This is a genomic window from Roseibium algae (assembly GCF_037783265.1).
Classification (GTDB): Bacteria; Pseudomonadota; Alphaproteobacteria; order Rhizobiales; family Stappiaceae; genus Roseibium; species Roseibium algae.
This window is the reverse complement of the sequence record NZ_JBAKIA010000002.1, coordinates 360229-373666: the sequence shown is the minus strand read 5'-3', so window position 1 is coordinate 373666 and position 13438 is coordinate 360229. Positions and strand designations below refer to the sequence as shown.

The 13438-nt window shown below is 53.8% G+C and carries 13 protein-coding genes; 8 read left to right on the top strand and 5 right to left on the bottom strand.

Going from position 1 to position 13438, the window contains the following annotated elements; translation table 11 throughout:
* The first annotated feature begins 35 nt into the window (after positions 1-35).
* From V6575_RS05415 to V6575_RS05405, 3 genes are all read left to right on the top strand, one after another.
* Complete coding sequence (locus V6575_RS05415) at positions 36-905, top strand: cytochrome c oxidase subunit 3 (protein ID WP_340273112.1); 870 nt, start codon at positions 36-38, stop codon at positions 903-905.
* A gap of 105 nt (positions 906-1010) precedes the next feature.
* A complete protein-coding gene (locus V6575_RS05410) occupies positions 1011-1406 on the top strand; it encodes a DUF983 domain-containing protein (protein WP_422785521.1) in 396 nt (131 codons plus the stop codon).
* A gap of 16 nt (positions 1407-1422) precedes the next feature.
* Positions 1423-2199 carry an SURF1 family protein gene (locus tag V6575_RS05405; protein WP_340273109.1) on the top strand — a complete coding sequence of 259 codons (777 nt, stop codon included), beginning with the start codon at positions 1423-1425 and terminating at the stop codon, positions 2197-2199.
* A 55-nt stretch (positions 2200-2254) separates the two neighbouring features.
* Here V6575_RS05405 and V6575_RS05400 read toward each other — a convergent pair whose 3' ends face one another.
* Positions 2255-2734: a peroxiredoxin gene (locus V6575_RS05400; RefSeq protein WP_340273108.1), complete on the bottom strand. Its 480-nt coding sequence runs from the start codon at positions 2732-2734 to the stop codon at positions 2255-2257.
* A 114-nt stretch (positions 2735-2848) separates the two neighbouring features.
* A complete protein-coding gene (locus tag V6575_RS05395; RefSeq protein ID WP_340273106.1) occupies positions 2849-3694 on the bottom strand; it encodes a protein-disulfide reductase DsbD domain-containing protein in 846 nt (281 codons plus the stop codon).
* Positions 3695-3948: 254 nt separating this feature from the next.
* On the opposite strand from V6575_RS05395, the gene V6575_RS05390 reads away from it, so the two are divergent.
* From V6575_RS05390 to V6575_RS05370, 5 genes are all read left to right on the top strand, one after another.
* Positions 3949-4530, top strand: a complete 582-nt coding sequence (locus V6575_RS05390; RefSeq protein ID WP_340273105.1) for a YqgE/AlgH family protein — start codon at positions 3949-3951, stop codon at positions 4528-4530.
* Between the two features lie 140 nt (positions 4531-4670).
* A complete protein-coding gene (gene thrC / locus V6575_RS05385) occupies positions 4671-6077 on the top strand; it encodes a threonine synthase (protein WP_340273103.1) in 1407 nt (468 codons plus the stop codon).
* 2 nt (positions 6078-6079) lie between these two features.
* A complete protein-coding gene (locus tag V6575_RS05380; protein ID WP_340273102.1) occupies positions 6080-7366 on the top strand; it encodes a M16 family metallopeptidase in 1287 nt (428 codons plus the stop codon).
* A 20-nt stretch (positions 7367-7386) separates the two neighbouring features.
* A complete protein-coding gene (locus V6575_RS05375) occupies positions 7387-8025 on the top strand; it encodes a GNAT family N-acetyltransferase (protein ID WP_340273101.1) in 639 nt (212 codons plus the stop codon).
* Positions 8026-8056: 31 nt separating this feature from the next.
* The gene (locus tag V6575_RS05370; RefSeq protein ID WP_340273100.1) at positions 8057-10978 is read left to right on the top strand and encodes an EAL domain-containing protein; all 2922 of its coding nucleotides are present in this window, start codon (positions 8057-8059) and stop codon (positions 10976-10978) included.
* Between the two features lie 94 nt (positions 10979-11072).
* Here V6575_RS05370 and V6575_RS05365 read toward each other — a convergent pair whose 3' ends face one another.
* The 3 genes from V6575_RS05365 to thrB are packed head-to-tail and all read right to left on the bottom strand — an operon-like array spanning position 11073 to position 13437.
* Positions 11073-11999, bottom strand: coding sequence for a diacylglycerol/lipid kinase family protein (locus tag V6575_RS05365; RefSeq protein WP_340273099.1), 927 nt, complete (start codon positions 11997-11999; stop codon positions 11073-11075).
* Positions 11996-12475, bottom strand: a complete 480-nt coding sequence (gene rnhA / locus V6575_RS05360) for a ribonuclease HI (RefSeq protein ID WP_340273098.1) — start codon at positions 12473-12475, stop codon at positions 11996-11998. The genes V6575_RS05365 and rnhA overlap by 4 nt, the downstream gene beginning before the upstream one ends.
* Positions 12472-13437 (bottom strand): homoserine kinase, encoded by a 966-nt coding sequence (gene thrB / locus V6575_RS05355; RefSeq protein ID WP_340273097.1) that lies wholly within the window; start codon positions 13435-13437, stop codon positions 12472-12474. The genes rnhA and thrB overlap by 4 nt, the downstream gene beginning before the upstream one ends.
* Position 13438: the final 1 nt, after the last annotated feature.

Below are 13438 nucleotides of genomic sequence, written 5' to 3'. Positions count from 1 at the left end.
AGTGTCGGACAAATTTGTGTTTGGGGAGCATGCCGATGGCTGAGGCACATACCAATAATCACGATTACCACCTGGTTGAACCCAGCCCGTGGCCTTTCCTGGCATCTGTCGGCGCGTTCATCATGGCGCTTGGTGCGATCGGATTTATGAAGTTGGGTCAGGGAGAGGAATTCGTTCTCTTTGGTCTTGATCTGACCGGCTGGGGGCTGTTCGCAGTTGGCCTGCTAATCGTACTATATGTGATGTACGCTTGGTGGCGCGACACTATTCGTGAAGCTCATGAAGGTCATCACACACGGGTTGTGTCTCTGCACCTGCGTTATGGAATGTTGCTGTTTATCGCGTCCGAAGTGATGTTCTTCGTAGCATGGTTCTGGGCCTATTTTGATGCGTCTCTGTTCTCTCATGAGGTCATCAATTATGCACGCTTTGAAGCCACTGGCGGTGTCTGGCCTCCTGAGGGCATTGCAACGTTTGACCCTTGGCATCTGCCACTGCTGAACACGCTCATTCTTTTGACATCCGGTACAACCGTGACCTGGGCACACCATGCTCTTTTGCACGATGACCGCGAAGGTTTGAAGTGGGGCCTGGTGCTTACCGTTATCCTGGGTGTCATTTTCAGTATCTGTCAGGCCTATGAATATAGCCACGCAGCTTTTGACTTTGGTGGCAACATCTACGGTGCGACGTTCTACATGGCGACCGGCTTCCATGGCTTCCATGTGATTGTTGGAACAATCTTCCTGGCCGTGTGTCTGTTCCGCGCTCTTGCCGGTCACTTCACCAAAGAGCAGCATTTCGGTTTCGAGGCTGCAGCTTGGTATTGGCACTTTGTTGATGTGGTATGGCTCTTCCTCTTCGTTGCGATCTACGTTTGGGGCGCCGGCACTCCAGCTCACTAAGACGACGCTGGATTGAAAATTTGACGCCCGATCCGCATCGCGGGTCGGGCGTTTTCATTTTTTGAGACTGCACGCCCGTCAGGGCCCTTCCCGGGAATGAATTCTATGTCTGACAAGGCTCATTATCCGCCGATTAATCCAGTAACAGCGGGCCTGTCCGGCCACTGCCCTCGCTGCGGACAGGGGAAGTTGTTCAAGGGATTTATTGGACTAAGGGATAGGTGCTCCACGTGTAATCTCGATTTTGATTTTGCCGATAGCGGCGACGGGCCTGCAGTCTTCGTAATCATGCTGGTCGGCTTCATAATCGTGGGCTTGGTTCTGGCCGTGGAACTGGCCTACCAGCCACCGATATGGCTGCACATGGTTATTTGGTTGCCTCTGACGATCATTCTGGCAGGAGCGATCTTGCGCCCATTGAAGGGCCTCATGATCGCGATGCAGCATCGGCACAATGCACAAGAAGGTGCACTGGATAATGATGATGGCGATCGCAGTTGAACAGGGAAAATAACTGATGTCTTCACCAGCCAAGCCAGTTCCATCGCCGTTCCGCAGCCTGTTGATCCCAACGATCGCAGCGGTAATTGGCCTTGCTATTCTGCTTAACCTTGGGTTCTGGCAGGTGCGGAGAATGGCAGAAAAAGAAGCGCTTATTGCTAAGGTGGATGAGGGTGTAAAAACACCGGCCGTGCCTGCTCCCGAACCCGGGGAGTGGGGCGATACGTCCGCTCTTAAAGCCGCAGACTACCGCCATGTCTCGGTGAAGGGTCACTATCTTCCAGGAGCGGCTTATTACTATACAGCTCTGGGGCACTCGAAAGGGGCTTATGATGGTCCCGGATTTCTGGTTTATAGCCCATTTACAACAGATGCAGGCTGGCGTGTGATGATCAATCGCGGGTTTGTGCCTCAAGGGCTGGTGTCTTCCGATTTTGAACGCTTGGAAGAGGCACCTGAAGGAGAGTTTGAACTGCGCGGTCTGTTACGCAAATCGGAAAAGCCGAATTGGACAACCCCGGAAGCTGATCGTGAAAAGCGCATTTGGTTTGCAAGGGACACAGACCACATGGCGGATGTGATCGGTCTTGGCACAGGCGATTTGGCGCCGTTCAGCATCGATGTCGATCATGAGTTTACCGGGCCAGGAGGATTGCCTCAGGCTGGAGAAACAGTCGTTCGTTTTAAGAATGACCACCTGGGCTACGCTTTGACCTGGTTCGGTTTGGCAGCAACATTGCTGGGCGTATATCTCACTTATGCGACAACGCTGTTTCGCAAACAGGACAAATAAATAGGGGAGCAATTTGGGCTCCCCTATTCTTGTTTCTTTTTAGCCTCAGTCGACCTTAAAGCGCAGCAATGATGGCAGCTGCGCCAGTGGCTGTTGCGTCGCTAGGTGTTTCCTCGACGCTGACAAATGTCACTTCACCATCTTTGGCAATCAATGCAAAGCGTTGGGACCGTGTATGGCCGAAGATTGGAGCATCAAGCCCAAGGCCCAGGTCTTTGACGAAAGCTGCGTCTGTATCGGAGAGGAATTCGATACCAGAAGAATTGGATGCTTTTGACCAAGCGTCCATGACAAAGATGTCGTTAACGGAAACAACGGCTATGGTGTCAACGCCCTTTGCCTTGATGGTGTCGCCGTGTTCAATGAAACCTGGCAGGTGGTTCATATGGCAGGTGGGAGTGAAAGCTCCTGGAACGCCGAAAAGGACAACAGTCTTTCCGCCGAACAGATCTTTGGTGCTCATTTCAGCAGGACCATCTGCAGTCATGGTCTTGAAAGTTGCTTCTGCAAGCTTGTCGCCTACCTTGATGCTCATTCACCTGTCTCCTTGTACGGCCCTCAGCCTTGTGTGAGAGCTTTCACCTATCAAATAGGTTCTTGTCGCAAGAAGGTCGAGGGCACAATCAATACAAGCCTGCCAATTATTGAATTATTTTTCAGGTGATAGCATTTCGGCTGGGACTTCAAAGCGGCTTTCGATGGATCTAGTCCCATCGATGAGAACAAAGGTCAGGCTTGAGCCCGTATCTGTGCGGGCAAGGCCGCGTGTAGACAAAGACCAGACGGCATGCGTACCGGCACGCTCTTCAAGCTTTGGCAAAGCGATATAAGATCCGTCTGGCCCCTCTGCGAAAAGGTCGACTTGATCAGTCGGCGACACAAGAGCGCTGATGACGAGATGATGGCCTTTTGCAGTGGTTTCTGCCTCAACGCGCTCAATGCTTGGTGCTTCGTCGTTTTCGGAGCCAGGGACCAGGGCGCGGTCCCGTTCAATCAGCATGGTCGCCAATTTGTCAGGTTTTGCCTCAGGGCTAAGTTGCAGGGTGAGGGCCGCGTCTGCTGGGACACATATGTCTTTGCAGATACCGAAGAAAACGGTCACTGAAAGCTCGATCGGCTTGCGAATGCTGTCGGGAGTGATCTCTAGAGGAAGCACAACTGCATCTTCATAAACTATGGAGCTTGAAAAGCCGTCATCATAGCGCTTCGGTGCAGGGAACAGCACGGCGCTGCTGGCCAAATTTGCCGGGGCAGAGATTTGAATTGATGGTGGTATGCCAGACTCACCAGGGGACCTCCAATAGGTGTGCCATCCCGGCTCCAATGAAAACTCAAGACCTGCTCTATACATGCCGTTTTCGGGCGGGCCTGATGCGATCAGTCGCACAGCACCGCCATGAACCGAAACCCATTCAGAAACAGCAGCCTTGACTGGTATAAGGCCAGCCAGAAGAAAGCCAGAAATTGCGAGTATGGAGAGGAAATATCTTTGCATGTCCTTTGCTAACGTATCGGCCGCCGCGCGTCATCATTCCCGTTGAATTCCCGCTTCATATCTGCGTGAAAGAATGGTGATTGACGCTTGAAATTCGGATGAGGTTTGGCTCCACTTCATTCCCGGCGTTAACAAATTGGCAAAGTCAGGCTATCCTGTCTGTCTTGCGGTGTGCAAATCGCACTTAAGCTTTGAAATTCTGTATGTGGAGCGCTACGGGTGTTTCCTTGGCGGGATTTCACGAAGGAGCCGAAATGACGCAAACGCTCGAAGGTCAGTTTCTGATCGCGATGCCGAATATGGACGACGGACGCTTCGACCACTCTGTCATTTACATGTGTTCCCACACCGAGCAGGGGGCAATGGGGCTGGTTCTAAATCAGGTGGCCCGTCATTTGAATCTCGAGGATTTGTTGTTTCAACTTAGCATCCTCGACAATGACAGCGCTGTTCGCTTGCCACCGAAAGTCCGTGAAATGAACGTTCACAAGGGGGGGCCTGTCGAGGTGGAAAGGGGCTTTGTCTTACATACAGATGACTATGTTCTGGACAAATCCACGCTTGAGATCAACGACGGCATCTGCTTGACCGCAACGCTTGAAATCCTGAAAGCCATGGCTGACGGCCGTGGACCAGAATCTGCCTTGCTGGCGCTTGGGTATTCCGGATGGGCGCCCGGCCAGCTGGAAAGTGAAATTCAGGCAAATGGCTGGCTGACAAGCCCTGCGAGCAAGGAATTGGTGTTCGATCCTGTCTCTGAGAACAAGTGGCAAAAGGCATTGCAGTCAATTGGCATTGATCCAGCTATGCTGTTTGGCGAGGCTGGGCACGCCTAACTTTTGTTTCGATAGATTAAATCCTCAAGAAAGGGATCTTTTTGGAGAGGGTTTTGTTTTAATTCCGGCTAAGTTTGCTCTAGGGTGCGCCGGGAACCGAATGGTTCAAAGAGTTAAGAAAGTTTGGAGGCAATCGGTCGGTGAAATACTTCAGTACGCGCGGTGAAGCACCTGTTCTCGGATTTTCTGAGGTTCTATTGCAGGGATTGGCGCGCGATGGCGGCCTTTATCTCCCCGAGACATGGCCGGTCTTCGACGCCGATAAAATCGCATCCTTCGCCGGTATGGCTTATGCGGATGTAGCCTTCGAGGTCATTCAGCCGTTTGTCGTTGGCGAGATCGAGGATGATGAACTCCGGGCGATGATCCAGGAATCCTATGATGGCTTTCGTCATAATACGGTGACCCCGTTGGTTCAGATCACACCGAACCGCTTTATTCTTGAGCTTTTTCATGGCCCGACGCTGGCGTTCAAGGATGTTGCCATGCAACTCCTCGGCCGCATGATGGATCATGTGCTTACCAAGCGCGGGTTGCGCGCGACCATCGTGGGCGCGACGTCTGGCGATACAGGCGGCGCTGCGATTGAAGCCTTCCGTGGCCGCGAGCGGACCGATATTTTCATTCTATTCCCGGATGGACGTGTGTCACCGGTGCAGCGCCGTCAGATGACCACGGCCTCAGAAGATAATGTACATGCGCTGGCCTTGACCGGAAATTTCGATGATTGCCAATCCATCGTGAAGGGAATGTTCAACAACTTCGGCTTCCGCGACCGGGTTGCCTTGTCGGGCGTGAATTCGATCAACTGGGCGCGCATTCTGACTCAGATCGTCTATTATTTTGTCTCAGGCGTTGCGGTCGGTGCGCCACATCGCAAAGTGTCGTTTACGGTTCCGACAGGCAATTTTGGCGATATTTTTGCAGGCTATGCCGCCATGCAGATGGGCCTGCCGATTGAGAAGCTGGTTGTCGCGACCAACGTCAATGACATCTTGGCAAGGACACTTGAAACCGGTCGATATGAAATGCGCGGTGTCACCGCAACATCTGCACCATCGATGGATATTCAGATCTCGTCCAATTTCGAGCGGTTGCTGAGCGAAGTCTGCGGCCGGGATGGTGAAGCTGTTCGTCGTATGATGAACCAATTGAGCCAATCGGGCAGTTTCACCATTGAGTCCGGTCCAATGGAGGCCATGCGCACAAGTTTTGCTGCGGGGCGTTGCGACGAGGCCGAAACCGCAGATACCATTGCGTCTACATTGAATGAAAACGGCTATCTGCTGGATCCGCATACGGCGATTGGCGTTCATGTGGCAAAGTCACATGACGATGGGAAAACGCCGATGATCATTCTTGGGACAGCCCATCCGGCAAAATTCCCGGACGCGGTGGAAGCAGCCTGCGGTGTTCGTCCGGAATTGCCGCTGGAGCTTCAGCCTATGATGACAGCAGAAGAACGTCAGGAAGTCTTGCCCGCGGAGCAGGATGCTATCGAACGTCACATCGAACAGCATGCCCGCGCCGTGCATAGCGGAGTTTAAGGATGCAGGTTCGCACGACGACGTTGGCAAATGGTATGACGGTCGTGACTGACCAGATGCCGCATCTCAAGACAGTGGCCTTGGGGGTCTGGATTCGCACCGGATCGCGCGCCGAAAACCCGGACCAGAACGGCATTACACATTTGCTTGAGCATATGGCGTTCAAGGGCACCTTGTCTCGGAGCGCTCGCGAGATTGCAGAACAGATCGAAGCGGTCGGCGGCGAGCTGAATGCCTCCACAAGCATCGAACACACGAATTATTATGCCCGAATTCTTGCCGAGGATTTGCCGCTCGCTGTTGATCTGCTTGCTGATATTTTACAGAACTCAGCCTTTGACAAGGATGAACTTGTTCGAGAAAAGCATGTGATCCTTCAGGAAATAGGCGCAGCCTATGACAGTCCGGATGATCGCGCATTTGATCTGTTTCAAGAAGCTGCCTGGCCGGAACAGGCGCTTGGAAGGCCCATTTTGGGAACCCCAGAGACGGTCAAGAGCTTCTCCCGGGATGCGCTGAACAGTTATCTTCAGGATAGGTATCGCGGGCCCGACATGGTCTTGTCGGCGGCTGGGGCTGTAGATCATGATGAGCTGGTAGAGTTGGCCAAAGAGAAGTTCAAGTCCGTGTCTGCCTTGCCAGCGGAAAAGGAAACGCCGGCCATCTATAGGGGCGGTGAGCAAAAACTCACCAAAGACCTTATGGAAGCTCAGATCCTGATCGGTTTTGAAGGGCGGCCGTATAAGTCCAAGGATTATTACGCGATCCAGATCCTGGCATCGGTCCTTGGCGGAGGGATGTCCTCGCGTCTGTTCCAGGAAATCCGAGAAAAACGCGGCCTTTGCTACGCTATCTATTCCTTTCACTGGGCTTTCTCTGACACAGGCATGTTTGGTGTCCACGCGGCAACCAGCCAGGAAGACATTGCAGCATTAATGCCTGTGATCGTCGAAGAGCTTCGCGCAGCTGGGGATACGATCAGCTTAGAGGAAGTGGCTCGTTCCCGTGCGCAGATCCGCGCTGGCTTGATGATGGCCCTGGAAAGCCCGACTGCCCGTGCAGGTCAGATTGCTCGGCAGGTTCTTGTTCACGGTCGTATCCTCAGCATAGAAGAGATTTCCGAGAAGATTGAAGCTGTGACTGTCGATGACATTCGCCGTGTTGCCCATGAGACCTTCATCGATTCAACGCCGACGCTGACAGCCGTTGGTCCAGTTGATAGCGTTATGAGCGTCGATGAACTCGCACGGAGCCTTTCCGGTCCCGTCCTTCAGGCTGTGAGCATGTAAATAAGAAGGGGAAGGCAGCCATGTCCTTGTTGCGACCAACCCTTTCCTTCGACGCTGATCCAAGGATCGAAACCGGCTCTCATTACCTGCGGCCACCTACAATGGGTGATTTTGGCCCGTGGGCTGGGCTGAGGGCTCAGAGCCGGGAATTCCTTCGCCCATGGGAACCAATTTGGCCGGCAGATGATTTGACCAAGGCGGGTTTTCGTCGTCGCCTCCGCCGCTATGCGCGGGACAGGCGCAGTGGGAGAAGTCAGCCGTTCTTTCTGTTCTGCGCCGAGACAGATGAAATCCTAGGTGGTTTGACGTTGTCGAACATTCGCAAGGGCGTAAGCCAAAGCGTAACCCTTGGCTACTGGATGGGGGTATGTCATGCAGGAAAAGGCCATATGTCTTCTGCCGTCTCAGCCGTCTTGCCCTATTGTTTTGATGTGCTCGGATTGCATCGTGTCGAGGCGGCCTGCCTGCCTTCCAACGCACCATCGATCAAGCTTCTTCAAAAAGCCGGATTTGAGCGCGAAGGGTATGCGAGAAAATATTTACTGATCAATGGAACTTGGCAGGACCACATACTGTTCGGCTGCCTCTCTTCAGATCTGACCTCAACGTATTCTGACCTCCCGCTTTCTTACGGGGGCAAGCTGAAAGATTTCTTGTGACATGCAACGCAACCCGGTATTTCTTCGCACCATGTCGAAAGTAATTCCGGAACAGCTCGGAGGCACTGTCAAAAGCCTCGTTATTTTGTTGATTGCGCTGCTGAGTTTTTTCGCAGTCGATCAGGCGCGCGCTGTTGAACCGATCCAGGTTCCGCTGGACGTTGATGCTCTGGATCTAACCAATGCCATAGAGATCCATGACGGGACTGGCGCACGTATTCAGGTGTCTACGGCACCGGGCGCAGATGGGATCGTTCGCCGGATTGAGGTGGCCTCACGTACGGGGGAGAACACCGACTGGGCCGTCTTCGCTCTCGCCAACACAAGTGATGAGCAGATTGACCGGTTGCTGGTTGCTCCCTACTTCCGCCTCGTCGGTTCCAGAATGTTCTGGCCGGATCTCGGCTCATCAAGAATAGCGTCAATCACGCCCAGTCAGGGTATCGCCCCAGAGCGGCAAAAAAGCCTGGAAGCTGATGTTTTCCTGATCACCCTGGATCCTGGCGCAATCGTGACTTTTGTCGCTGAATTGACAACACCGGAATTGCCGCAGTTCCGCCTCTGGGAGCCTGATACCTACAAGGAAACAGTCAACGCCTACACGCTCTATCGCGGCATTATTCTTGGTATTTCAGGTCTTCTTGCGCTGTTTTTGACCATTTTGTTCGTGGTCAAGGGAACCGTGATGTTCCCGGCAACGGCATCACTGGCCTGGGCCGTTCTTGCGTATTTGTGTATAGATTTTGGCTTCTTTAGCCGGGTGTTCAATCTGACCCAAGGAGATGATCAGCTTTATCGCGCTTGCGCCGAGGTCATGCTGGCGGCGAGTTTGATCATCTTCCTCTATGCCTATTTGAATCTGAATCGCTGGAATGTTCATTACAGCCATCTTGCACTGACGACACTCGTTCTGCTTCTGGGTTTGCTTGGTGTAGCTGTATGGGACCCTTCCATCGCAGCTGGCATTGCACGTCTGTCTTTGGGCATCATAGGTGTGCTTGGCTTTGCAACGATCATGGTGTTGGCCTTCCAGGGCTATGACCGGGCGATCATGCTGATACCCACCTGGTTCCTTTTGATTGCCTGGCTGACTGGCTCGGCGTTGACGGTGACCGGTGCAATTGCCAATGACATTGTCCAGCCAGCTCTCGGTGGAGGTCTGGTACTGATCGTCTTGTTGATTGGCTTCACGGTCATGCAACATGCGTTCGCTGGCGGTGCAATTGCCCAAGGTTTGATTTCCGACGTGGAACGACGGGCGCTGGCCTTGACCGGTTCTGGAGACATCATCTGGGACTGGGACGTCGACCGGGATCGCATCTACACAGGCAATGAAGTCGAGGATCTTTTAGGCCTCCGTCATGGAACTCTTGATGGCGCAGCCCGTGACTGGCTTGAGGTCCTGCATCCTCAGGACCGCGATCGCTTTCGCGCAACTCTGGACGCCGTGATTGATCAGCGCCGGGGCCGCATTCAGCAGAATTTCCGCTTGAGGTCAGAAGATGGTCATTTTCGTTGGTTTCGGCTGCGTGCACGTCCAATCGTTGGTTCGGATGGCGAAGTCATTCGCTGTGTCGGGACTTTGCTGGACATTACAGAAGAGCGCACGGCAGAAGAGCGTCTGCTACATGATGCCGTTCATGACAATCTGACCGGGTTGCCGAACCGCGAACTCTTTATGGACCGTCTGGGAACTGCACTTGCACGTTCGCGCGCTGAGGGAAACACCAAGCCGGCGGTTCTGGTGATCAATCTTGACCGTTTCAAGCAGGTGAATGACAGCATTGGCCTGTCTGCTGGTGATAGCATTCTCTTGACTGTGGCCCGCCGTTTGGGGCGGTTGATTGGTCAGCAGGACGCCTTGTCCAGGGTCAATGGCGATCAATACGGCCTGGTGTTATTGTCTGAGCAGGAGCCGGATCGTGTTGTGACGCTGGCAGATTCCCTGCGCAAGGCCGTGCGTGCTCCCATCACCTTTGGTGACCGCGAGATTTTCCTGACCTGTTCGGTCGGCATAGCACTCTACGAAGGCGAAAAGCAGAGCGTCGAAGATCTTGTCACCAATGCTGAAATTGCCTTGAACCATGCAAAGCGCCTCGGCGGCGATAGGCAGGAAGTTTACCGTCCAATCCTGCGCCCGCTGGGTAAAAATGTTGTCGATATAGAAAGTGATCTGCGCGAGGCGATCAAGAAGGAGACGCTAGGCGTCTTCTTCCAACCGATTATTCGTCTTGAAGACCAATCGATTGCCGGGTTCGAGGTTCTGGCCCGTTGGACACATCCCAAGCGCGGCAAGATTGCTCCGTCTGACTTTATTCCGGTTGCTGAGCAATCCAGCCTGATAAATGAACTCGGGACCTATATGCTGGACAAGGGCGCACAGCAGCTTTCTGCCTGGCAGCGAGAATTCCCGATGACAAAGCCGTTGTTCGTCAGCATAAACATGTCATCGCGACAACTCTTGAAGCATGACCTGATCAATGAAGTGAAAGCGGTCCTGTCACGGTCTTCTCTTGCGACAGGCACCTTGAAGCTGGAGCTGACAGAGTCTCTTGTGATGTCCAACCCGGAGTATTCGGCCAAGGTTCTGGAGCGACTGCGGGCATTGGGGGCTGGTCTCTCCCTTGATGACTTTGGTACGGGGCATTCTTCGCTGTCCTATTTGCAGCGCTTTCCTTTTGATACGATCAAGATAGACCAGTCATTCGTTAAGGCGGATGGCAAGGCCACACGCCCGGTTCTGCTTCGTTCTATTGTGGCGATGGGCCATGATCTGGGAATGTCCGTTGTGGCAGAAGGGGCCGAGAACGAGGCGGACGCGCTGGAGCTTTATCAGCTCGGCTGCCAATACGCCCAAGGCTTTTTCTTCGGTCTGCCTATGCCTGGAGCCGAGGCGACAAAATTGCTGCGTAGCATTCCAGCAGAAACGGAAACGGAAGCCGAGCCTTCTTAAACACCGCGCGGTTAACTGCTGGTTTGAAAATCCGGAAACGCCGCCCTTGCTCTCGTTTCAATCGTCATTGCATGGTCTTGAATGAGTCCTCAACCTAAGGCACAACGATTGTTAGGTTGTCTTGAGCTGCCTCCAGTATGACTGGAGTTGCGCCGAATGGATCGCCGTCGATTTGTGCTGCAACGGGGTTCGCAGCCAGAAAGCGGGCCTTTTTGAAGGCAGTCACAGTCACGCCCTTGGCCTTGTGCACCCGCCCAACCATAAGAGCGATGCCGAACCTCAATGCGGAGACCGGGTCGTCCTTTTTCAGCACGAGCACATGCAGACCCTGCGTGGTGACGGATGCATTAGGGCAAACAACAAAAGGGCCGCCGTAAAATCGTCCGTTGGTGGCAACTGCGAGCTTGCCTGTAAGGTGCTCTCCATCCACGTCGATGGTCAAATCTGAGCTCCGCCGTGTCATGCCGATCTTGAGCGCGGTATAGACATAGGCAAGTTTGCCAAACTTACGTTTCAGAGCCAGCGGTATGCCATGAACCACTTCCGCATCAAAGCCTGCTGAGGCCATCAGCACGAATGGACGCCCATTCGCCAGTCCAAAGTGCAGAGGTTGGGTCCGGTGGTTCAAGATTGCGCGGGCAATTGCGGCAGGGCGTTTTGGCAGCCCCAACTCGTGCGCCAGTACGTTGGCGGTGCCACTTGGAATGACAGCAAGGTCGGGCGCAGCTGCGTTGTTCTGAAAACCGGTGAGCGCTTCATTTACGGAGCCATCGCCGCCTGCAATTACAAGAAGATTGACGGCAAGGTTGGTGTCTGACGCGATGTCGCCAATTTCACCAGCACGTGTCGTAAGTCTGATGGAGACCTGGCATCCGGCCTCTTTCAGGTAACCTAATATTTTCTCAAGGTTCTTGGGTCTATAGCCGCCACTGGTCGGATTGGCGACAATGAGAATTCTCTTGTCTTTGGCCTCCGGCGCCAGATCAGCAAAGGAGGGGGGGAGCGACCAGAAAGGTCTCACGCGTCATCCCCTTGATCGCCGGGGACATAACCAGGCTTAAAAGGTGCCATGCCTTTGCGGGCCAATTCATCAGCCCGTTCATTGTCAGGATGACCCGCATGGCCTTTGACCCAATGCCAAGTCACATCGTGGCGTTGGCGGGCCTCGTCCAGTGCTTTCCATAGCTCAACGTTTTTGACAGGCTTGTTAGCGGCAGTGCGCCAGTTCTTGCGCTTCCATCCAGCCATCCATTCCTTGATGCCGCTGCGCACGTAAGTGCTGTCTGTATAAAGATCGACTTCGCAAGCGCGTTTGAGGGAGCTCAGCGATTCAATCGCTGCTGTCAGCTCCATACGGTTGTTGGTTGTCTCAGCCTCTCCGCCACACAGTTCGCGCTCATGCTCACCAAAGCGCAAGATTGCACCCCAGCCACCCGGACCCGGGTTTCCGGAGCATGCGCCGTCGGTATATATTGTAACGCGGTTGGTGTCGGTCATGGTTCCAGCCCATAGGATTCAATGCTGTCAACATCTTGATGAAAGCGCAGTTTCTTAAGGTATTCCAACGGATCCTTGGGCGTGACAAGTGCACCCTCAGGAACGCTCAGCCAGTCATAGAGACGCGTCAGCAAGAACCGTAATGCAGATCCGCGCGCCAGAATCGGCAGAGCTTCATACTCCGCGCCACTGAGGGGGCGAACCTTGGTGTATCCATTCAACATGGCGCGGGCCTTGGTCACATTGAATGCGCCATCGTGTTCAAAGCACCAGGCATTGAGACAGATCGCAACGTCATAGGCCAAGGCGTCTGTGCAGGCGAAATAGAAGTCTATCAGCCCGGAGAGTTTGTCGGACAAGAAGAAGACATTGTCCGGAAAAAGGTCGGCATGAATGACGCCGCTTGGAAGGCCTTTTGGCCAGACCCTTTCCAGATGTGTCAGTTCTTTGTCAATTTCCGCTGCAAGACCGGGGAAAACGGTATCAGCACGCGCGCTGCACTGATCGAAAAGGGGGCGCCAGTCGGCGACCGCCAGAGAGTTCGGGCGCTGCATGTCGAAGTCTGCGCCAGCCACATGCAAGTTGGCCATGCCGCGGCCAAGTTCGCTGCAATGCTCAGGTTTAGGGCGCTTGACCCACATTCCATCCAAAAAGGTGACGAGTGCAGCTGGTCTGCCAGCAAGTGCGCTCAGCAACTTACCATCTTGCGCGGCGACAGGGATCGGGCAGGAAAGGTCTTTAGACGACAGGTGCTGCATCAAGTTCAGGAAAAATGGCAGATCATTGGGGTTCACACGCTTCTCATAGAGCGTGAGGATGAAATAACCACCTTCGGTGTGCAGCAGGTAATTGCTGTTCTCGACCCCTTCTGCAATGCCCTTGCAGGATAACAGCTGGCCGATGTCATATGTGGCGATGAAGGCGGATAGCTCTTCGTCGGCAACGTCCGTGTATACAGCCATA